The 20,948-nt window shown below is 71.2% G+C and carries 19 protein-coding genes; 16 read left to right on the top strand and 3 right to left on the bottom strand.

Annotated elements, in window-relative coordinates:
• Positions 1-37: 37 nt before the first annotated feature.
• The 5 genes from AAEP86_RS13770 to rbfA all read left to right on the top strand — a co-directional run bounded on the left by AAEP86_RS13770 (position 38) and on the right by rbfA (position 6,891).
• Complete coding sequence (locus tag AAEP86_RS13770) at positions 38-1,789, top strand: proline--tRNA ligase (protein ID WP_420367881.1); 1,752 nt, start codon at positions 38-40, stop codon at positions 1,787-1,789.
• 163 nt (positions 1,790-1,952) lie between these two features.
• Positions 1,953-2,948, top strand: coding sequence for a transcription termination factor NusA (nusA, locus tag AAEP86_RS13765; RefSeq protein ID WP_420367880.1), 996 nt, complete (start codon positions 1,953-1,955; stop codon positions 2,946-2,948).
• Positions 2,949-3,059: 111 nt separating this feature from the next.
• On the top strand, positions 3,060-3,386 hold the full coding sequence (locus AAEP86_RS13760; RefSeq protein ID WP_420367879.1) for a YlxR family protein: 327 nt from the start codon (positions 3,060-3,062) through the stop codon (positions 3,384-3,386).
• 74 nt (positions 3,387-3,460) lie between these two features.
• Positions 3,461-6,331: a translation initiation factor IF-2 gene (gene infB, locus AAEP86_RS13755; RefSeq protein ID WP_420367878.1), complete on the top strand. Its 2,871-nt coding sequence runs from the start codon at positions 3,461-3,463 to the stop codon at positions 6,329-6,331.
• Between the two features lie 110 nt (positions 6,332-6,441).
• Positions 6,442-6,891, top strand: coding sequence for a 30S ribosome-binding factor RbfA (rbfA, locus tag AAEP86_RS13750; RefSeq protein WP_420367877.1), 450 nt, complete (start codon positions 6,442-6,444; stop codon positions 6,889-6,891).
• Positions 6,892-6,901: 10 nt separating this feature from the next.
• Here the strand turns inward: rbfA and AAEP86_RS13745 are convergent, their stop codons facing one another.
• Positions 6,902-7,768, bottom strand: coding sequence for an A/G-specific adenine glycosylase (locus AAEP86_RS13745; RefSeq protein WP_420370495.1), 867 nt, complete (start codon positions 7,766-7,768; stop codon positions 6,902-6,904).
• Between the two features lie 97 nt (positions 7,769-7,865).
• Here AAEP86_RS13745 and AAEP86_RS13740 point away from each other — a divergent pair, with 97 nt between their 5' ends.
• From AAEP86_RS13740 to AAEP86_RS13720, 5 genes are read left to right on the top strand one after another with little or no spacing between them, the layout of a single operon-like run.
• On the top strand, positions 7,866-8,312 hold the full coding sequence (locus AAEP86_RS13740; protein WP_420367876.1) for a hypothetical protein: 447 nt from the start codon (positions 7,866-7,868) through the stop codon (positions 8,310-8,312).
• Between the two features lie 28 nt (positions 8,313-8,340).
• Positions 8,341-9,282 carry a tRNA pseudouridine(55) synthase TruB gene (gene truB, locus AAEP86_RS13735; protein WP_420367875.1) on the top strand — a complete coding sequence of 314 codons (942 nt, stop codon included), beginning with the start codon at positions 8,341-8,343 and terminating at the stop codon, positions 9,280-9,282.
• Positions 9,279-9,644, top strand: coding sequence for a hypothetical protein (locus AAEP86_RS13730; RefSeq protein ID WP_420367874.1), 366 nt, complete (start codon positions 9,279-9,281; stop codon positions 9,642-9,644). Before truB ends, AAEP86_RS13730 begins: the two co-directional genes overlap by 4 nt.
• Before the next feature lie 45 nt (positions 9,645-9,689).
• Positions 9,690-10,136 (top strand): hypothetical protein, encoded by a 447-nt coding sequence (locus AAEP86_RS13725; protein ID WP_420367873.1) that lies wholly within the window; start codon positions 9,690-9,692, stop codon positions 10,134-10,136.
• A 9-nt stretch (positions 10,137-10,145) separates the two neighbouring features.
• Positions 10,146-11,108 carry a bifunctional riboflavin kinase/FAD synthetase gene (locus AAEP86_RS13720; protein ID WP_420367872.1) on the top strand — a complete coding sequence of 321 codons (963 nt, stop codon included), beginning with the start codon at positions 10,146-10,148 and terminating at the stop codon, positions 11,106-11,108.
• Between the two features lie 118 nt (positions 11,109-11,226).
• Here AAEP86_RS13720 and AAEP86_RS13715 read toward each other — a convergent pair whose 3' ends face one another.
• Entirely contained in the window at positions 11,227-12,459 is a 1,233-nt protein-coding gene (locus tag AAEP86_RS13715; RefSeq protein WP_420367871.1) for a DUF349 domain-containing protein, read from the bottom strand.
• Positions 12,460-12,571: 112 nt separating this feature from the next.
• Positions 12,572-13,387: a peptidylprolyl isomerase gene (locus AAEP86_RS13710; RefSeq protein WP_420367870.1), complete on the bottom strand. Its 816-nt coding sequence runs from the start codon at positions 13,385-13,387 to the stop codon at positions 12,572-12,574.
• Between the two features lie 106 nt (positions 13,388-13,493).
• Between AAEP86_RS13710 and AAEP86_RS13705 the strand changes: the two genes are divergently transcribed.
• From AAEP86_RS13705 to mltG, 6 genes are all read left to right on the top strand, one after another.
• The gene (locus AAEP86_RS13705) at positions 13,494-14,894 is read left to right on the top strand and encodes a replication-associated recombination protein A (RefSeq protein ID WP_420367869.1); all 1,401 of its coding nucleotides are present in this window, start codon (positions 13,494-13,496) and stop codon (positions 14,892-14,894) included.
• A gap of 229 nt (positions 14,895-15,123) precedes the next feature.
• Positions 15,124-15,753: a 30S ribosomal protein S4 gene (gene rpsD / locus AAEP86_RS13700; RefSeq protein ID WP_022905490.1), complete on the top strand. Its 630-nt coding sequence runs from the start codon at positions 15,124-15,126 to the stop codon at positions 15,751-15,753.
• A gap of 129 nt (positions 15,754-15,882) precedes the next feature.
• Positions 15,883-16,065: a hypothetical protein gene (locus tag AAEP86_RS13695; RefSeq protein ID WP_420367868.1), complete on the top strand. Its 183-nt coding sequence runs from the start codon at positions 15,883-15,885 to the stop codon at positions 16,063-16,065.
• A gap of 58 nt (positions 16,066-16,123) precedes the next feature.
• A complete protein-coding gene (alaS, locus tag AAEP86_RS13690; RefSeq protein ID WP_420367867.1) occupies positions 16,124-18,781 on the top strand; it encodes an alanine--tRNA ligase in 2,658 nt (885 codons plus the stop codon).
• The gene (gene ruvX, locus AAEP86_RS13685) at positions 18,781-19,233 is read left to right on the top strand and encodes a Holliday junction resolvase RuvX (protein ID WP_420370494.1); all 453 of its coding nucleotides are present in this window, start codon (positions 18,781-18,783) and stop codon (positions 19,231-19,233) included. The genes alaS and ruvX overlap by 1 nt, the downstream gene beginning before the upstream one ends.
• Positions 19,234-19,303: 70 nt before the next feature.
• Positions 19,304-20,929 carry an endolytic transglycosylase MltG gene (gene mltG, locus AAEP86_RS13680; RefSeq protein WP_420367866.1) on the top strand — a complete coding sequence of 542 codons (1,626 nt, stop codon included), beginning with the start codon at positions 19,304-19,306 and terminating at the stop codon, positions 20,927-20,929.
• Positions 20,930-20,948: the final 19 nt, after the last annotated feature.

The raw sequence follows: 20,948 nt of genomic DNA, 5'->3' as shown, positions 1-20,948 counted from the left end.
GCCGCGCGTGGCCCGGCGCCGCCGCTAGGCTTGCCGCGTGGTCACACGGCTTTCGCATCTGTTCCTCCGTACGCTCCGCGACGACCCCTCCGACGCCGAGGTGACGAGCGCGAAGCTGCTCGTCCGCGCCGGGTACGTCCGTCGCCAGGCCCCGGGCATCTTCGCCTGGCTGCCGCTCGGCCTGCGGGTCCGCGCGCGCATCGAGCACATCATCCGCGAGGAGATGGTGGCCGCCGGAGCGCAGGAGGTCCTGCTGCCGGCGCTCCTGCCGCGGGAGCCGTACGAGGCGACGAACCGTTGGACCGAGTACGGCGACGGCATGTTCCGCCTGCAGGACCGCAAGGGTGCCGACTACCTGCTCGCGCCGACGCACGAAGAGATGTTCGCGCTCCTCGTGAAGGACCTCTACGGCTCCTACAAGGACCTGCCGGTCACGCTGTTCCAGATCCAGGACAAGTACCGCGACGAGGCCCGTCCGCGCGCCGGGCTGCTGCGCGGCCGCGAGTTCACGATGAAGGACGCCTACTCGTTCGACCTCACCGACGAGGGGCTCGAGCGCAGCTACCAGGTGATGCGCGACGCCTACGAGAAGATCTTCGCCCGGCTCGGCCTCGACTACGTCATCGTCAAGGCGGACGCCGGCGCGATGGGCGGCTCGAAGTCCGAGGAGTTCCTGCACCCGATCGGCGTCGGCGAGGACACCTTCGTCCGCAGCGCCGGCGGCTACGCGGCGAACGTCGAGGCCTACGTCACGCCCGTGCCGGACGCACTGCCGATCGAGGGCCGGCCGGAACCGGTGCTCCTGCCCGCGTCGGACACCCCGACGATCGACACCCTCGTCGCGCACGCCAACGAGGTCGCCCCGCGCGACGGCGCCCCGTGGACCGCGGCGGACACCCTGAAGAACGTCGTCCTCGCGCTCACCCACCTCGACGGCACCCGCGAGGTCGTCGTCGTCGGACTGCCGGGTGACCGCGACGTCGACCTCAAGCGCGCCGAGGTCGCCTTCGGCCCGGCCGAGGTCGAGGCCGCCGGCGACGACGACTTCCGCAAGCACAAGGGCCTCGTCAAGGGCTACATCGGCCCGCAGGTCCTCGGTGCCGACAGCGCCACCGGCATCCGCTACTTCGTCGACCCCCGCGTCGTCGACGGCACGAGCTGGATCACCGGCGCGAACGAGCGCGGCGTGCACGTGTCCGGGCTCGTCGCCGGACGTGACTTCGTGGCCGACGGGGTCGCCGAGGTCTCCGACGTGCGTGCCGGTGACCCGGCTCCGGACGGCTCGGGACCGCTCGAGACCGCCCGTGGCATGGAGATCGGCCACGTCTTCCAACTCGGGCGCAAGTACGCCGAGGCGCTGGGCCTCAAGGTGCAGGACGAGAACGGCAAGCTCGCCACCGTCACGATGGGCTCGTACGGCATCGGGGTGACGCGCATCCTCGCGATCCTGGCCGAGGCGCACAACGACGAGAAGGGCCTGGCCTGGCCGAAGAACGTCGCGCCCTTCGACGTGCACGTCGTCGCCACCGGCAAGGACGAGGTCGCCTACGACCTCGCCACCGACATCGTCGCGCAGCTCGAGGGCGAGCGCTTCGAGGTCGTGTACGACGACCGTCCGAAGGTGTCGCCGGGCGTGAAGCTGCGGGACGCCGAACTCCTCGGCATGCCGGTCGTGGTCGTCGCCGGGCGCGGCGCCGCCGACGGCGTCGTCGAGCTGTGGGACCGAGCGAGCGGCGAGCGTCGCGACGTCCCGGTCGCGGAGCTGCTGGACGCGGTCCGCGCGATCTAGCCGGCCGCCCAGGACGGACGGGAGGCGCGGTGCCGGCTGGCACCGCGCCTCCGGTCCGTCACCGGTCCAGGACCGGTCCGCGAGGCGCAGTGCGGTAGTCTGGTCGCCGACTTCCGCGCGGTTCCATCCGCGGGAGCGACTCATCTGAATACGGAGGCCCTCGGTGAAGATCGATCTCGCAGTCCTGCGACTCATGGAGCGTGAGCGGGAGATCCCGTTCGACGAACTCGTCCAGATCATCGAACAGGCCATCCTGACGGCGTACCAGAAGCACCGCGCCGAGAACGAGGAGCCGATCGACGCGCAGGTCCGCGTCGAGCTCGACCGCAAGTCGGGCGAGGTGTCCGTCTTCGTGCCCGAGCGCGACGAGGAGGGCACCGTCGTCGGCGAGGCCGTCGACCAGCCCAGCGACTTCGGCCGCATCGCTGCGTTCGCCGCCAAGCAGGTCATCAACCAGCGCCTGCGCGACATCGGTGACGACAAGATCCTCGGTGAGTTCCGCGGCAAGGAGGGCGACATCGTCGCGGGTGTGGTCCAGCAGGGCCCGAACCCGAAGATGGTGCACGTCGACCTCGGCACCGTCGAGGCGATCCTGCCGCCCGAGGAGCAGGTGCCCGGCGAGGAGTACAAGCACGGTTCGCGTCTCCGCGTGTACGTGACCAGCGTCGGCCGCGGTGCCAAGGGCCCGCAGATCACCGTGTCGCGCACCCACCCGGGGCTCGTGCGGAAGCTCTTCGCGCTCGAGGTCCCGGAGATCGCGTCCGGTGTCGTCGAGATCACCTCGCTCGCCCGCGAGGCCGGGCACCGCACGAAGATCGCGGTCAAGGCGAACGAGCCCGGCGTGAACGCCAAGGGTGCCTGCATCGGCGAACTCGGCGCCCGTGTCCGTGCCGTGACGACCGAGCTCGGCGCCGAGAAGATCGACATCGTCGACTACTCGTCGGACCTGGCCTCGTTCGTCGCGAGCGCGCTCTCGCCGGCGAAGGTGACGAGTGCGTTCGTGCTCGACGCCTCGACGAAGGCGGTCCGTGCCCTCGTGCCGGACTACCAGCTGTCGCTCGCGATCGGGAAAGAGGGGCAGAACGCCCGCCTCGCCGCGAAGCTCACCGGTGCGCGCATCGACATCCAGCCGGACTCGATCCTGGACGGCGAGGACTGACGCCCGAGGTCCGGTCGGCCGTGCGGTCCGCCGCCGCACGCCGGCCGGGTTCGCTCGTGGCATGTCCGGTCCGGGCGTGCCGGATCGCGGTCGTCGGAGGGGAGGAGTAAGGTGGTTCCCGTCAGAACATGCATCGGCAGTCGCCGTCGTGCACCCCGGTCCTCCCTCCTCCGTGTCGTCGCCCTGAGCGACGGTCGCGTCGTGGCGGACCCGAAGGCAGTCATGCCGGGTCGGGGAGCATGGCTCACACCGACGGTCGAAGCACATGATCAGGCCGTCAAGCGCCGGGCTTTCCGCCGGGCGCTCCGGCTGGACCATGAACCGGACACGTCCGCGGTCCGTGACTACCTCGAAGCCCTCCAGCGATCAGCTGGGAGCACCGAGCAGGCGCGTCACCAGGACACGACAGAACAGGCTGAACGGCTTATGGACAACTGATGAGCGGCTCGAAATGAGACCCGTCATCCATTGAGTCCTGCCCCTTCACGGGGTGGGACCCGTGAAGGAGAACAGTGGCAAAACCACGCGTACACGAGATCGCATCCGAACTCGGTGTCGACAGCAAGACCGCAATGGAGAAGCTCAAGGAACTCGGCGAGTTCGTCAAGGGCCCGAGCTCCAGCGTCGAACCCCCCGTCGCGCGCAAGCTGCGTGCTGCGCTGCAGGCCGACGGCGCCCCGGCGTCGAAGCCCGCCGCGGCACCCGCCCCCGCGGCCGGTTCGGCTTCCCCGAAGCCGGGCGGCACCGCCCCCGGCACCCCTGCTCCGCGATCGAACGCCCCGAAGCCCGGCGGCGTGAAGCCCGGTCCGGCCCGTCCCGCGCCCGCTCCGGCGGCCGAGGCGAAGCCCGCCGAGGACACCCCCGACGCGCCCGTCCAGGCAGCGCCGAAGTCGGTCGCACAGCGCCAGGCCGAGGCCGAGGCGGCCCGCAAGGCCGCCGCAGCCGAGAAGGCCGCTGCGGACACCGGCGACGGTGGCCAGGCCCAGCCGAAGGGTGACGCCGTCAAGCCCGGCGGAGCCCCGAAGCCGGGTGCAGCCGCCGGCCCGAAGCCGGGTGGCCCGAAGCCGGGCGCCCGTCCCGGCAACAACCCGTACGCGTCGAGCCAGGGCATGGGCTCGCGCCCGCCGCGTCCGGGCAACAACCCGTACTCCTCGAACCAGGGCATGGGGCAGCGCCCCGCAGCCGGCTCCGGTGGCGGCAACGGCATCCCGCGTCCGGCTCCGCCGCGTCCGGGTGTTCCCCGTCCGGGCGCCCCGCGCCCCGGTGGACCCGGTCAGGGCAACCGTCCCAACGGCTTCGGGCAGCGCCCGGGCCAGGGCGGCGGCGGTCGTGGCGGCCCCGGTGGTCGTCCGGGCGGTGCCGGTGGTGCCGGTGGCGGCTTCCCGCGTCCGGCGTTCAGCGGCCCGCGTCCCGCCGGTGGCGGCGGCCGTGGTCGTGGCCCCGGTGGTGGCACCGCTGGTGCGTTCGGTCGCGGTGGCGGCAAGAGCCGTGCCCGCAAGTCGAAGCGGACGAAGCGCGCCGAGTACGAGATGCGGCAGGCGCCGTCGCTCGGCGGTGTGCAGGTCCCTCGTGGCGACGGCAACACGGTCGTCCGACTCCGTCGCGGTGCGAGCATCTCGGACTTCGCGGACAAGATCGACGCCATGCCCGGCAACCTGGTGACGGTGCTGTTCCACCTCGGTGAGATGGCGACCGCGACCGAGTCGCTGGACGAGGCCACGTTCGAGGTCCTCGGCGACGAGCTGGGCTACAAGATCCAGATCGTCTCGCCCGAGGACGAGGACCGCGAGCTCCTCGAGGGCTTCGACATCGACATCGACGCCGAGTACGCCGACGAGGACGACTCCGTCCTGCAGCAGCGTCCCCCGGTCGTCACCGTCATGGGTCACGTCGACCACGGCAAGACCCGACTGCTCGACGCGATCCGCAACTCGAAGGTCGTCGAGGGCGAGGCCGGTGGCATCACCCAGCACATCGGTGCGTACCAGATCGTCACCGAGCACGAGGGCATCGAGCGTCCGATCACGTTCATCGACACCCCGGGTCACGAGGCCTTCACGGCCATGCGTGCCCGTGGTGCCCAGGTCACGGACATCGCGATCCTCGTGGTCGCGGCGGACGACGGCATCATGCCGCAGACGATCGAGGCACTGAACCACGCGCAGTCGGCCGGTGTGCCGATCGTCGTCGCGGTGAACAAGATCGACAAGGAAGGCGCGAACCCGGCCAAGGTCCGCCAGCAGCTCACCGAGTACAACCTGGTGGCCGAGGAGTACGGCGGCGACGTCATGTTCGTCGACGTCTCGGCTCGTCAGAACATCGGCATCCAGGACCTCCTGGACGCGGTGCTGCTCACGGCCGACGCCGGTCTCGACCTGCGTGCGAACCCCGACAAGGACGCCCGAGGCGTCGCGATCGAAGCACGGCTCGACAAGGGCCGCGGTGCGGTGGCGACCGTCCTCATCCAGTCCGGGACGCTCCACGTCGGCGACGCCATCGTCGCGGGGACGGCCTACGGCCGCGTCCGTGCGATGACCGACGAGAACGGCGTGGCGGTCAAGGCCGCGACGCCGAGCCGTCCGGTCCAGGTGCAGGGTCTGTCCTCGGTGCCCCGCGCCGGTGACACGTTCCTCGTCACCGAAGAGGACCGCACGGCACGTCAGATCGCCGAGAAGCGTGAGGCCGCCGAGCGCAACGCCCAGCTGGCCAAGGCCCGCAAGCGCATCTCGCTCGAGGACTTCACCCGTGCACTCGAAGAGGGCAAGGTCGACTCGCTCAACCTCATCATCAAGGGTGACGTCTCCGGTGCCGTCGAGGCGCTCGAGCAGTCGCTCCTGGACATCGAGGTGGACGACAGTGTCCAGCTCCGGATCCTCCACCGCGGTGTGGGTGCGATCACGGAGTCGGACATCGACCTCGCCACGATCGACAACGCGATCGTCGTCGGCTTCAACGTCCGCCCGGACGTCAAGGCCCGCGAGCGTGCGGCGCGCGAAGGCATCGACGTGCGCTTCTACTCGGTCATCTACAACGCACTCGAGGACATCGAGCAGTCCCTCAAGGGCATGCTCAAGCCCGAGTACGAAGAGGTCCAGTCGGGCGTCGCCGAGATCCGCGAGGTGTTCCGTTCCTCGAAGTTCGGCAACATCGCGGGTGTCATCGTCCGCTCCGGCACGATCACGCGCAACGCCAAGGCGCGCGTCATCCGTGACGGCGTGGTGCTCGCCGATGGTCTGGCCATCGAGTCGCTGCGTCGCTTCAAGGACGACGTGACCGAGGTCCGGACGGACTTCGAAGCCGGTATCGGTCTGGGCAAGTTCAACGACATCCAGATCGGCGACGAGATCGAGACCACCGAGCTCGTCGAGAAGCCGCGCGACTAGTCGCGTGCGTACCCTGGGCCCCGGCCTCCCCCTCGGGGGAGGCCGGGGCCCGACCCCGTTCCACAGGACCACCGGCGGGAACCGTCCCGCCACTGCCCCAGGAGGCACCCATGGCCGATCCGCAGCGCGCACGCAAGATGGCGGACCGCATCAAGGAAGTCGTCGCCCGTCGACTCGACAAGGGTCTGCGGGACCCGCGGCTCGGGTTCGTGACGATCACCGACGTCCGCGTGACCGGTGACCTGCAGCACGCGTCGGTGTTCTACACCGTGTACGGCTCCGACGAGGAGCGCGCGGACTCCGCGGCGGCACTCAAGGCCGCGACCGGCATGCTTCGCAGCGAGGTCGGCAAGAACATCACGGCGCGGCTGACGCCGTCGCTGGAGTTCATCGCGGACGCGCTGCCGGAGACCTCGGCGCACATGGAGGACCTGCTCGTGCAGGCCCAGGTGCGTGACGAGCAGGTGCGTGCGGTCGCTGCCGGCGCGACCTACGCCGGCGACGCCGACCCGTACAAGCACGACGAGGACGACGAGTCCGCCGAGGACGACCGGGCCTGACCCGGGGCGCCTAGCCCTCCGGTAGCCGGTACCCGCTCGCGTCGTCGCCGACGGCGAGCCCGTCGCGGACGAGCGACGCGAGCGCCCGGTCGAGTTGTGCGGCGTCGGGCCACACCAGCGCGACCTCGTCGCGTCCCACCGGCACGTCGCTGGCCCGCAACTCGGCCATGACGAGGCCGCGCACCTGTCGGTCGCTGCCGGCGAACCGAGCCTGCCTGGGCGCGCGGGGTCCGTCGTGCTCCGGGTACCCGGCCGCCCGCCACGCGCAGCGGTCGGCGATCGGGCAGACGTCGCACGCGGGGGAGCGGGCGACGCACACGAGGGCGCCCAGCTCCATCACGGCGGCGTTCGTCGCCGCCGCGGCGTCGCGGTCGGACGGCAGGACCGACTCCATCAACGGCAGGTCGACCTTGGCCTTCGCCGGGCCGGGCTGGCCCTGTCCGAGGAGCGCCCGGGCCAGGACCCGTCGGACGTTGACGTCGACGACCGGGTGGCGGTCGCCGTAGGCGAACACCGCGACCGCCCGCGCGGTGTAGTCGCCGATGCCCGGCAGCGCCAGCAGCGCGTCGACGTCGCGGGGGACCACGTTGTCGTGACGGTCGGCGATGGCGGTCGCGGCCGCGTGCAGCGCGAGCGCCCGTCTGGGGTAGCCGAGCCGGTCCCAGGCCCGCACCGCGTCCGCCGGGGGTGAGGCCGCGAGGTCCGCGGGCGTCGGCCAACGGGTGAGCCACGCCTCCAGGCGCGGGACGACGCGCGCGACCTGCGTCTGCTGCAGCATGATCTCGCTGACCAGCGTCCCCCACGCGGGGAAGCCGGGACGCCGCCAGGGCAGGTCCCGCGCCTGGGTGCGGAACCAGGCGACGAGCGGGGTCGCGATGTCGGGACGGTCCTGCGGGTCGGCGACGGTCGGCGGGTTGTCCACATTCTGCCGGGAGGCGCGACTCGCGTTCACCACGACAGCCTACGGTGGGTGCATGGCACGTTGGGCACCCCAGGAGACCGACACCATGGCCGCGATCGCGGCCGAGGTGATCGCGCAGGTCGGCACGAACCGCACCGTCATCGGCATCGACGGACAGGAAGGCACCGACCTCGAGCGCGTGGCCTCCGCCCTGGTCGAGGGCTTCAAGCAGCACGGGGTGTCGGCGATGGCGGCCGCGGCACCGACGAGCGACGCCGACGTGCTCCGCTCGGACATCATCACGCCCTTCCGGACGACCGGTGCGGGCGACGGCGTGCTCGTGGTGCACGGTCGCGGTGTGCTGGCGCACGGAGCGCACCGGCTCTGGCGCTGGTCGCTGTGGGTGGAGCAGGAGGACGGCCGGCTCGAGCGTCGGGCCGACGTCAAGATCGCCGCGTCGGCGGTGCTCGACGTCTCCGATCCGGAGCACCCCCGCCGCGAGTGGAACGACGCCTGCTGACGTCGGCCACCGCTGGTAGCCTCCTCTGGTGCTCGAAACCGCGCCCGACGGCATCCTCCTGGTCGACAAGCCGCAGGGGATCTCCAGTCACCGCGTGGTGTCGATCGCGCGACGTCGACTCGGCCTGAAGAAGGTGGGCCACGCGGGGACCCTCGACCCGATGGCCACCGGCCTGTTGCTGCTGGGCATCGGTCCGTCGACCCGGCTCCTCACGCACCTGGTCGGCCTCGGCAAGACGTACACCGCGACCATCCGTCTCGGCGTCGCGACGGACTCCGACGACGCGGACGGTTCGCCGACCGCCGCCGTCGGCACCGCAGCGGCCGACGTGTCCGAGGCGGCGGTCGAGGCCGCCGTCGCCGCGCAACGCGGTGCGATCTCGCAGGTGCCGTCGACGGTCAGCGCGATCAAGGTCGACGGTCGCCGCGCGTACGACCTGGCGCGCAAGGGCGAGGAGGTCGTCCTGCAGTCGCGGGCCGTGACGGTCTCGCGCTTCGACGTGACCGGTCGTGACGAACACGTCGTCACCGTCGACGGGACGGACGTCGCCGTGGTCGACCTCGACGTCGTCGTCGACTGCTCGTCGGGCACCTACGTCCGTGCGCTCGCCCGTGACGTCGGCGCGGCACTCGGCACCGGAGCACACCTGACGGCCCTCCGCCGGACCGACGTCGGCCCGTTCTCGGTCGACGACGCGATCGACCTCGAGGACGACGCCGTCGACGTCCGCGCGGCCCTCGCCCGTCCGGCGGACATCGCCCGGCGACTCTTCCCCGTCGTCACCCTCGACGCGATCGGCGCGAAGGACCTCGCCGACGGCAAGCGGATCAGCGCCGACCACCCGGACACCGACGGCCCGGTCGCCGCGGTCACCGCGCGTGACGACCGCCTGGTCGGGCTCGTGTCCGTGCGACGCGGCCTGCTCCGCGTCATCACCAACTTCCCGACCCCGACCGGAGCGAACGCGTGATCGAGTGGTTCATGTGGGTGCAGCTGGTGATCGCCGTGGTCGCCGGGCTGTTCGCCGTCGTCGTCGGGTTCGTCGGGTGGAAGCCGAACGACTACACGGTGGGGTCGCTGGTCCTCGTGGAGCTGCTCCTCCTCGCCCAGGGCGTCATCGCGCTCGTCCTGCCCGCGGTCGGCAGCCCGCCGAAGGGCAACGCGCTGGAGTTCGGCGTGTACGCGGTCTCCGTCCTGCTCGTCCCGCCGGCGACGATCATCTGGGCGCTGATCGACCGGACGAAGTGGAGCACGGTCGTCCTCGGCGCCGGTGCGTTCACGGTCGCCGTGATGGTGTACCGGATGTACCAGATCTGGTTCGCGCTGAACTGACGTCCCGCGTCGTCGAGTGTCCGGAGCGTCGGTAGAATCGGTGCAATGGCGACCAGATCCTCCCTCGCGACCGGCATCGGCCGAGTCCTCATCGCCGTCTACGGCGTCCTCGCCCTGGCGGCGACCGGTCGGAGCGTCGTCCAGATCATCGAGAAGTTCGACTTCGCGCCCTTCGCCTACACGTTGAGCGCCGTCGCCGCGGTCGTGTACATCGTGGCGATGATCGCGCTCATCGTCCCGGGGCGCACCTGGTACCGCGTCGCCTGCGTCACGATCGCCTTCGAGATGACCGGCGTCCTCGTGATCGGCACGCTCTCGCTGGTCGACCGTGCGCTCTTCCCCGACGACACGATCTGGTCCTACTACGGCCTCGGGTACGCGTTCGCGCCGCTCGTGCTGCCGGCCGCGGGGCTCTGGTGGCTCCGCAAGCACCACCGCACCGCGGTCGCAGCCGACACGGCGCACCCCGCGTCCGTCTCGGCCGGCGAGTAGGGGAGCGACGTGCAGTACTACGACGACACCGCCGACGTGGCGCAGGGCTTCGGGCCGAGCGCCGTCACGATCGGCAAGTTCGACGGCGTCCACGTCGGGCACCGCGCGGTGATCGCGCACCTCGAACGTGCGGCGCGCGAGCAGGGGCTCGTGTCCACCGTCGTCACCTTCGACCGGCACCCGCTCAACGTCATCGACCCCGTGAAGGTCCCGCCGGCGCTGACGAGCGCGGCACAGCGGCGCGAACTCCTCGACGAGGTCGGCGTCGACGCGACCCTGCTCCTCCGGTTCGACCCGGACCTGCAGTCGAAGTCGGCCGAGGCCTTCGTCTCGGAGATCCTGGTCGACACCCTCCACGCGCGACTCGTCTTCGTCGGCAGCGACTTCCGCTTCGGGGCGAAGGGCGCCGGGGACGTCACGCTGCTCCGGTCGCTCGGCGCCCAGCACGGGTTCGCCGTCGAACTCATCGACGACGTCGACCTGGTGGACGACGTCCGCCCCGAGGGTGAGCGTCGCGTCTCCTCGACGTGGATCCGCGAGCTGCTCGGCGACGGGCGGGTCGCCGAGGCCGCGCGGTTGCTCGGCCGGGAACACGCGGTCCGCAGTGTCGTCGTGCGGGGCAACCAGCGGGGCCGCGCCATGGGCTACCCGACGGCGAACCTCGATCCGGCGTGCGAGGGGTTCGTGCCGGCGGACGGCGTGTACGCGGCGCGGGTGCTGCACGACGGCACCGTCTACCCGGCGGCCGTGTCCGTCGGCAACAACCCGACCTTCGAGGGCGTGCCGGCCAAGCAGATCGAAGCGCACCTGCTCGACGTCGACATCGACCTCTACGGCGACACGATCACGGTGCTGTTCGTCTCGTACGTCCGCGGCATGGTGAAGTTCTCGTCGATGGACGAGCTCGCCGAGCAGATGCGCCAGGACGACCTCGACATCCGACTCCTGCTCGGGCTGCCGGCCCCGGTCTGAGACCCGGCACGACGGGAGACCTGGCACGACAGGAGCCCCGGCACGACAGGAGCCCCGGCACGACAGGAGCCCCCGCGACCGGATGGTCGCGGGGGCTCCTGTCGTGTGTGCGAGCGGGTCAGCCGCCCAGCGCGTCGAGCCAGATCTTCCGCGCGTCGAGGGCTTCCTGGGCGTCCTTGATCTTGCGGGCGTCGCCGGAGGCCTGCGCCTCGGCGAGTTCGGCCTCGAGCTTGCCGATGGCGTCCTCGAGCTGGCTCGCGAGACCGGTCTGACGGGCCTTGCGCTCCGGGTCGGACGCCTTCCAGTGCTGGTCCTCGAGGCTGCGCACGTGGTCCTCGACGGCGCGCAGGCGGTCCTCGATGCGGCGGACGTCCCCGCGGGGCACCTTCCCGATCTCGTCCCACCGACGCTGGATGCCCGTGAGGGTCCGGCGAGCGGCGACACGGTCGGTCGCCTGGAGGAGCGGTTCGGCCTCGGTGAGGAGCTGCTGCTTCGCGACGAGGTTCTCGGAGTACTCCTCGTTCTCGGCGGCGGCCTCGGCGTGTCGCTGCTCGAACAGGACGTCCCCGGCGGCCTTGAAGCGGGCCCAGAGGGTGTCGTCGTGGCGCTTGCCCGCGCGTCCGGCGGCCTTCCAGTCGTCGAGCAGGTCGCGGTACGCACCGATCGCCTCGGCGCCGCGCGGCGCGAGCGCCTCGGCCTGCTGCACGAGTTCCTGCTTGCGGTTCCGGGCGTCGCGGTGCTGGGCGTCGAGCTCCGAGTAGAACGCGCGCCGGTGCTGGTCGACCGTCGAGCGGGCGGCGCGGAACCGCTTCCAGAGGTCGTTGGCCTCGTTCTTCGGGATGCGGGGGCCGTCGTGCTGGTGCTGCTGCCACCGCGCGAAGACGTCGTCGAGCTGCGCGGTGATCTGCTTCCACTGCGCGCGGGCGGGGTCGACCGCAGCGAGCGCCTCGGCCTCCTCGACCAGGGCGGTGCGGTGCGCGAGCGCGTCCGCCAGGGCCTGCTGGGCCTGTTCCGCCTGTTCCTTGGTGAGGGAGCCGAGCTGTTCGGTGAGCGCACCCACGCGCGTCTCGAGGGACTTGAGGTCACCGACGACCCGCGCCTCGGCCACGAGGGCCTGCAGGTGCTCCACGGTGCGGGCGACGTCGTTCGCCGAAGCGCCGCGCTGGACGCGCTGCTCGGCGATCTTCACCTGGCCCTCGAGGTCCGCGTACTTGCGCGCGAAGTAGGCCAGGGCTTCCTCCGGCGTGGCGTCGGGGTACTCACCCACGGCCTTCTCGGTGTCCTCGTACCGGACGTAGACCGTCCCGTTCTCGTCGACCCGCCCCCAGGTCGTTGCTTCGTCAGGTGCCACAGGTCTCGCCTCGATCGTGGTCGTGCATCACCGACGTCGCCGTCGGCACGGTCAGGTCGTCAGCCTATTGCACGGACGGGCTCCGCGACCCGCCGGACGGCGCGCCTGTGGACTACTTCTCGCGCTCGATCGTCGCGCCGGTGATCTTCGTCGCGACCTTCGGCTCGCCGCTGCCGTCGTCGCCGGCCGACGAGATGCCCTTCGAGGTGATCTCCGACACCAGGTCGTCGAGGCCGCTGGTCACCTTCCCGACCACGGTGTACCCGCCGGTCGACCCGTCCAGGGTGGTGTCGCCGAAGACGATGAAGAACTGCGTGGACTGCGAGTAGGGGGTCGCGCCGCGGGCGATCGCGATCGTGCCCTTCGCGTACCGGCCGTCGGTCGGGACGTTCTCGAGGGGGCCGTACTGGAACCCGGCGTCGCCCGTGCCGTCGCCGTTCGCGGACCCGCACTGCAGGAACTTGAAGTCGCTGCTGTCGGCGAGGCGGTGGCAGGTGGTGCCGTTGTAGAACTGCTCCTGGATGAGCTTGATCTCGACACTCGCGGCCTGCGGGGCCTTCCGGCCGTCGAGCTCGATGCCGAGGTCGACGTCCTTGTTCAACGTCAGTGACCCGGTCCAGGTGGAGTCCTTCGCGATGGTCTTGCTCGGGACGTCGCCGGTGTTCGCCGGGGTCGCGCTGGCGGTCGGCGTCGGGGTCGCGGTGGCACTGGCGCTCGCATCGGCCTTCCCGCCTCCGTCCTGCGATCCGGCGAAGGCCAGCTGCGAGCCCGTCGCGAGCGCGGCGACCAGCACGAGGACCGCCGGGGCGACGAGGTTGTCCCGCAGGCGACGACGGCGTTGCCGGTCGTGCAGCCCCTGTCGTGCCTCGTAGAGGCGGAGGCGCTCGCGCGCCTCGCGGTTGTCACGCGCCTGGTTCTTCGGTGCCACGGTGCTCTTCGGACCTCTCGTCGACTGTGCGACGAGCGTAGCGGAACCGGCACTCCCGAGCCCCGGGAGGCACGCCCCTGTCACCGGGTCGGCCTACGATCGACGCATGGCAACGGACCGTTCGGGCATGCGCGCGCCCACGACGGGCGGGCACGCCGGCCTCGCCCAGGGCTCCGTCCCGCTCGCGGTCCGGATGCGTCCCACCAGTCTCGACGAGGTCGCCGGCCAGCAGCACCTGCTCGGTCGCGGCAGCCCGCTCGTGCAGCTCGCCACCGGGACGCGCGAGAACCCCGGCGGCGTCTCCGTGATCCTCTGGGGGCCGCCCGGCACCGGCAAGACGACGCTGGCGCAGGCGATCGCCCGGCAGTCCGGGCGCGAGTTCGTCGAGCTCTCCGCGGTCACCGCCGGCGTCAAGGACGTGCGCGAGGTGATGGAGAAGGCGCTCACGCACCGCGACCTGTACGGCGCCACCACGGTCCTGTTCCTCGACGAGATCCACCGGTTCAGCAAGGCGCAGCAGGACGCCCTGCTGCCCGGCGTCGAGAACGGCTGGGTCATCCTCATCGCGGCGACCACCGAGAACCCGTCGTTCTCGGTCATCTCGCCGCTGCTGTCACGGTCGTTGCTCCTCACGCTCAAGCCCCTCACCGACGCCGACCTCGGCATGCTCGTGGATCGTGCGGTGGAGGACCCGCGTGGGCTCGGCGGCTCGGTCGTCCTCGGCGACGAAGCACGCAGCGCGATCGTCCGGCTGTCCTCCGGCGACGCCCGACGGGCGCTCACCGCGCTCGAGGCCGCCGCGTCCTCGGCGGTCGCAGCGCAGGGCCACGACGACGACGCGGACGACGCACTCGACGGGGTCGAGACCGTGCCCGTGATCGACGCGGACACCGTCGCCGCAGCCGTCGACCGGGCACTGCTGCGGTACGACCGGCAGGGCGACGAGCACTACGACGTCATCAGTGCGTTCATCAAGTCCGTGCGGGGGAGCGACGTCGACGCCGCGCTCCACTACCTGGCCCGCATGATCGAGGCTGGCGAGGACCCCCGGTTCATCGCCCGCCGGATCATCATCTCGGCGTCCGAGGACATCGGCATGGCCGACCCGCAGGCCCTGCCGATCGCGGTCGCCGCCGCCCAGGCCGTGCAGTTGATCGGCATGCCCGAGGGCCGGATCCCCCTGGCCGAGGCCGTGGTCTACCTGGCGACCGCCCCGAAGTCGAACGCCGCCTACAACGGGGTGAACGCCGCGATCGCCGACGTGAAGGCCGGGCGTCTCGGCGTGGTCCCGGTGCACCTGCGTGACGCCCACTACCCCGGCGCCAAGCGGCTGGGGCACGGCAAGGGCTACGTCTACTCGCACGACGCCGAGCACGGGGTGGCCGAGCAGCAGTACCTGCCGGACGCCCTCGAGGGCACCGAGTACTACACGCCGACCGGCAACGGCTTCGAGCGCGAGGTCGGCCCCCGACTCGAACGACTCCGCAGGATCACGCGCGGGCAGTGATGCTTCTCGTGCGGTCCCGACCCTGCTAGCATTGCCTGGCCTACGTCCTGGTCCTCGAGCACGGCTGCGTCGAGGACAGAGTGCCACTCCGGTGGTACGGGGGCAGAGGTTCGGACTGTAGCCGTCCGATCCCACAGGCTCATCCCTCTGGATCCCGTCGTCGGGACCGCTCGCACGTGTGCGCCCGGTGTCCGACGAGTCATTCAGTTCAGACAGAGAAAAGGACCCTGTGTCTACCAAGTCACGCACCCGCAGCAAGACCCGCCTCTCTCGCGCGCTCGGCATCCCGCTGACGCCGAAGGCGGCCCGGTACCTCGAGAAGCGCCCCTACGGCCCCGGTGAGCACGGCCGCACCCGCCGTCGTGCGGACAGCGACTACGCCGTCCGTCTCCGTGAGAAGCAGCGTCTGCGCGCCCAGTACGGCATCCGCGAGAAGCAGCTCCGCATCGTCTTCGAAGAGGCCCGCAAGACGAAGGGCCTGACCGGTGAGAACCTGGTCGAGCTCCTCGAGCAGCGCCTCGACGCCCTCGTGCTCCGTGCCGGCTTCGCCCGCACGACCGCGCAGGCCCGTCAGCTGATCGTGCACCGCCACATCCTCGTCGACGGCAAGCTCGTCGACCGTCCCTCCTTCCGCGTCAAGGAGGGCCAGCTCATCCACGTGAAGCAGCGCTCCGAGTCGCTCGAGCCCTTCCAGGTCGCCGCCGCCGGTGGCCACCAGGAAGTCCTCCCGAAGGTCCCGGGCTACCTCGAGGTCGAGATCGACAAGCTCCAGGCCCGCCTGGCCCGTCGTCCGAAGCGCGCCGAGGTCCCCGTGACCTGTGAAGTGCAGCTCGTCGTCGAGTACTACGCAGCTCGCTGATCTCCTGATCACACCCGAACGGCGGGTCGTCCTCTCCACAGGACGGCCCGCCGTTCGGCGTTCCCGCCCAGCACGGTCAGTAAGATCGTCTGGGCACGCACCGCCCGCGTGCGGAGAGGGAGAGGCACCGTGAAGCAGCTGTTCTTCGTCGTCATCGGCGTCGTCATCGGGTTCGCCGCCGCCCACCGGATCGCGAACACCCCCGGCGGGGCCCGGTTCTTCGCCGACGTGGACGCCCGTGCAAAGGCCTTCACGGGGGCCGTCGCCGACGGCTACCGCTCGCGCGACGCCGAGCTCCGCACCGACGACTGACCCGTCGACCCACCCGCAGCAGCCGCACCTCCCCGCCGAACCTGAATCAGGAAGCACCATGCAGACCGCAGAGATCCGCCGCCGTTGGCTCCAGTTCTTCGGTGACCGCGGCCACACCGTCGTCCCGTCCGCCTCGCTCGTCTCGGACGACCCGTCGCTCCTCTTCACCGTCGCGGGCATGGTCCCCTTCATCCCGTACCTGACCGGACTCGTCCCGGCTCCGTACCCGCGGGCCACCAGCGTGCAGAAGTGCATCCGCACGAACGACATCGAAGAGGTCGGCAAGACCCCGCGGCACGGCACGTTCTTCCAGATGAACGGCAACTTCTCGTTCGGCGACTACTTCAAGGAGCAGGCGATTCAGTACGCCTGGGAGTTCCTGACGAAGCCCGAGTCCGACGGCGGCCTCGGCTTCGCGGCCGACGACCTCTGGGTGACCGTCTACGAAGAGGACGACGAGGCCATCGCGTTCTGGAAGCAGCACTCCTCGCTGCCCGACGAGCGCATCCAGCGACTCGGCAAGGACACCAACTACTGGTCGACCGGGCAGCCCGGCCCGGCGGGCCCCTGCTCGGAGATCTTCTTCGACCGCGGCCCCGAGTACGGCATCGACGGCGGCCCGGCCACCGACGACGACCGCTACGTCGAGATCTGGAACCTGGTCTTCATGCAGTACCAGATCGCCGACGTGCGGTCGAAGTACGACTTCGAGATCACCGGCGAGCTGCCGAACAAGAACATCGACACCGGCATGGGCCTCGAGCGCGTCGCGTTCATCAAGCAGGGCGTCGACAACATGTACGAGATCGACCAGGTCCGCCCGGTCCTCGACCGCGCCGCCGAGATCTCCGGTCGTCGCTACGGCGCCGTGCACGAGGACGACGTCCGCATGCGTGTCATCGCGGACCACGTCCGTTCCGCCCTCATGCTCATCGCCGACGGCGTCAGCCCGTCGAACGAGGGCCGCGGCTACATCCTCCGCCGACTGCTCCGCCGCACCGTCCGCGCGATGCGGCTGCTCGGCGTCGAGGGCGCGACCTTCCCCGAGCTGTTCCCCGCGTCGCGCGACGCCATGCGCGACGCCTACCCCGAGGTCGGCTCGGACTACGACCGCATCGCCCGCATCGCCTACGCCGAGGAGGAGACGTTCCTCCGGACGCTGGCGCAGGGCACGACCATCCTCGACGTCGCGGTCGACCGCGCCAAGCAGGACGGTGCGCCGTCGATCGGCGGTGACACGGCCTTCCTGCTCCACGACACCTTCGGCTTCCCGATCGACCTCACGATGGAGATGGCGGAGGAGGCCGGCGTGCACGTCGACCGCACCGCCTTCGAGACCCTGATGTCCGAGCAGCGGGCGCGGGCCAAGGCGGACGCCAAGAGCAAGAAGACGGCCCTCGCCGACCTCAGCGTCTACAGCGCGTTCCGTGCGCACGGCGAGACGGTCTTCCTGGGCTACGACGCCCTCGAGGCCGAGACGACCGTGCTCGGGATCATCGTCGGCGGCGTGAGCGTCGACCGTGCGGTCGCCGGCGACATCGCCGAGGTCGTCCTCGGCGAGACGTCGCTCTACGCCGAGTCCGGCGGTCAGGACGCCGACCAGGGCTCGATCATCGGCAACGGCTTCGACCTCGAGGTGCTCGACGTGCAGCGGCCGGTCGCCGGCCTGTGGAGCCACACCGTGCAGGTCCGCTCCGGCGAGGTCGGTGTCGGTGCGCCCGCCACCACCGTCGTCGACGCGGAGTACCGGCGCGGCGCGACCCAGGCCCACTCGGCGACGCACCTCGTGAACGCTGCGCTGCGCGACATCCTCGGGCCGGAGGCGCTGCAGGCCGGTTCGTACAACAAGTCCGGGTACATGCGTCTCGACTTCTCGTGGTCGCAGCCGGTCTCGCTCGAGACCCGCTCCGAGATCGAGGAGGTCGTGAACACCGCGATCCGCACCGACCTCGAGGTCTCGACCCGCGTGCTGCCGCTCGACGAGGCGAAGGCACTCGGCGCCCAGGCCCTCTTCGGCGAGAAGTACGGCGCCGAGGTCCGCATGGTCGACATCGGCGGCCCGTGGTCCCGCGAGCTCTGCGGCGGCACCCACGTCGCGTCGAGCGCGCAGGTCGGCCTCGTCAACCTCGTGGGGGAGTCCAGCGTCGGTTCGACCAACCGGCGCGTCGAGGCCCTGGTCGGCCTCGAGGGCTTCCGTGACCTCGCGGTCGAGCGCACGATCGTGTCGCAGCTGTCGAGCGCGCTGAAGGCCCCGCGCGAGGACCTCCCCACCCGGGTGCAGTCCCTGATGGAGGACCTGCGGACCGCGCAGAAGCGCATCGCCGAGTTCGAGTCCGCGAACCTCCAGCAGCGGGTGCCGTCGCTGGCTCGACAGGCGACGACGATCGGTGCCACGACCGTGGTCGCCGAGTCCGTCACCGGCCTGCAGTCCTCGGACGACCTCCGCGCCCTCGCCACCGGGGTGCGCGGCCAGCTCGGCGACGGCGCGGCCGTCGTCGTGCTCGGTGCCGTCGTGGGTGACAAGCCGGTGGTCATCGTCGCCACCAACGACGCTGCCCGCTCCGCCGGTGTGCAGGCGGGCCCGCTCGCCAAGGAAGCCGCCGGTGTCCTCGGTGGTGGCGGCGGCGGCAAGCCGGACCTCGCGCAGGGCGGTGGCACGGACGCGTCCGCGCTGCCGGCCGCGCTGCGTGCGGTGACCGACCGGCTCGCGGCCTGATCGTGGCGATCCGGTCCGGGCGACGACTCGGCATCGACGTCGGACGTGCCCGGATCGGGGTCGCCGTGTGCGACCGCGACGGCCTCCTCGCGACCCCGGTCGAGACGGTCGCCCGCGACGACCGGACGGACGTGCGGCGGATCGCCGAGCTCGCGGACGAGTACGACGTGCTCGAGATCGTCGTCGGGCTCCCGCTGTCGATGTCCGGCGGGGACACCCCTTCCACCGCCGACGCCCGGGAGTTCGCGGCGCGGCTCGCTGCGCACCGGCCGGTGCGACTCGTGGACGAACGACTGTCGACCGTGACGGCGCAGCGGGGGCTCCACCAGGCGGGACGGAACACGAAGAAGTCCCGTGCCGTGATCGACCAAGCGGCCGCTGTTATCATTCTGCAACACGCGCTCGACCACGAGCGTGCGTCCAGTGCCCCACCGGGGGCCACGCTCCCCTGAACCGGGCTCCCTGCCGTCGATCGAGACGACGATGCCCAGGCGGAGTTCCCGACCGAGAGACCGAGGACCGTTGGCAGACGACCTGGACTGGAACGCGATCATCGCGCCCGGCAACGACGCCGAGCGGCGGAAGTCCACTTCCGACCGTGCGGACACCCCCGACGCGCGCGACGACCGTGCGACCGCCCCCGACCTGCGTGACGACCCTGCGGCACCGCGCGGAGCCGAGCCGGCCCGCCCGCAGGCGGAACCCACGCGGCACCTGTCCCGCCGCGAGGCGCGTGCGGCCGAGGCTGCGCGCGCGGCAGCGGCAGAGCGCTCCGCCGCACCCGAACCGGATCCGGCGCGGCAGGACGACCGTCCAGTATCGCCGGCGGACGCACCGATCGCGCGGAGCGCGGCCGAGCTGCACCCGGAGGTGCACGCGCTCCTCACCGGCGAGGTCCGCGTCGACGACGACCGTGCCGCCGCGGCGCGGAGCGCCGACCGGTCGGCGACCGGTCGTGACCCAGCCGCGAACGATGGTCCCGGCGACGACGGCCCAGGAGGCGCGGGAGACGGCGGACGCGGCGGTCGCGGCGGACGTGGGGGTGCCTCCCGGCCTCCCCGCGAGCCGCGTGAGCCGCGTCCGAAGCGTCGTCGCGGCCCGCTCATCGCGGGCATCGTCATCGTGGCCGTCGTGCTCGCGGGCGGCGTCTCCGCGTACGCCTTCGCCGCACCGAAGATCCAGGGCATCATCGCCGCGGTCGGCGGCAAGCAGGAGCCCGACGACTACACCGGCAGCGGCACCAGCAAGGTGACGGTCACGATCAAGCAGGGCGACATCGGCGAGGACGTCGCGAAGACGCTTCAACGCAGCGGGGTCGTGAAGTCGTCGAAGGTCTTCTACAAGCTGCTGCTGGCGTCGCCGGACGTCCAGTTCCAGCCGGGCTCCTACGCGCTCAAGAAGGAGATGAGCTCGAAGACCGCCCTGGCCGCGCTGCAGGACACCGCGAACCGCGTGCAGGCCTCCATCGTCATCCCCGAGGGCACCGCGCTGAAGGACATCGAGGCCGGCATGGTCTCGAAGGCCGGCCTGTCCGAGGCCGACGTCACCGCCGCGGCGAAGGACCTCTCCGCCTACGGGCTGCCGGCGAACGCCACGACGCTCGAGGGCTGGCTGTTCCCGGCGACGTACCCGATCAACCCGGGCTGGACGGCCACGCAGTACTTCAAGGCGATGGTCGACACGATGAAGGAGCACCTCGCCGCGGCAGGCGTCGCCGAGGCCGACCAGGAGCACGTGATCGTCTTCGCCTCGCTCGTGCAGAAGGAAGCCGGTCTGGCCGCCGACTACCCGAAGGTCGCCCGGGTGTTCCAGAACCGACTCGACAAGGGCATGAAGCTGCAGTCCGACGCGACGGTCGCGTACGGCACCGGCAACACGCACACGGTCACGACGACGGACGCCGAGCGCGCCGACGCCGGCAACCGGTACAACACGTACGTGCACGACGGGCTGCCACCGGCACCGATCTCGAACCCCGGCGACATCGCCATCAACGCGGTGACGAAGATGGCGACCGGCAACTGGGAGTACTTCGTCACGGTGAACCTGGAGACCGGCGAGACGGTGTTCTCGGACACGTACGCCCAGCACCTGGTCGCCGTGAACCAGTTCCAGGCCTGGCTCCGCGCGCACCCCGACTACCAGTGACGGGGCGCGTCGCACGGCG

It is taken from the genome of Curtobacterium sp. L1-20, from assembly GCF_048755855.1.
Taxonomy (GTDB): domain Bacteria; phylum Actinomycetota; class Actinomycetes; order Actinomycetales; family Microbacteriaceae; genus Curtobacterium.
This window is presented reverse-complemented; position numbering and strand designations above follow the sequence as displayed.

Bases quoted from the DNA above. Each gene is read 5' to 3' on its own strand.
- rbfA (WP_420367877.1), top strand. From the start codon at position 6,442: ATGGCCGATCCGCAGCGCGCACGCAAGATGGCGGACCGCATCAAGGAA.
- AAEP86_RS13740 (WP_420367876.1), top strand. From the start codon at position 7,866: ATGGCACGTTGGGCACCCCAGGAGACCGACACCATGGCCGCGATCGCG.
- AAEP86_RS13725 (WP_420367873.1), top strand. From the start codon at position 9,690: ATGGCGACCAGATCCTCCCTCGCGACCGGCATCGGCCGAGTCCTCATC.
- AAEP86_RS13705 (WP_420367869.1), top strand. From the start codon at position 13,494: ATGGCAACGGACCGTTCGGGCATGCGCGCGCCCACGACGGGCGGGCAC.
- alaS (WP_420367867.1), top strand. From the start codon at position 16,124: ATGCAGACCGCAGAGATCCGCCGCCGTTGGCTCCAGTTCTTCGGTGAC.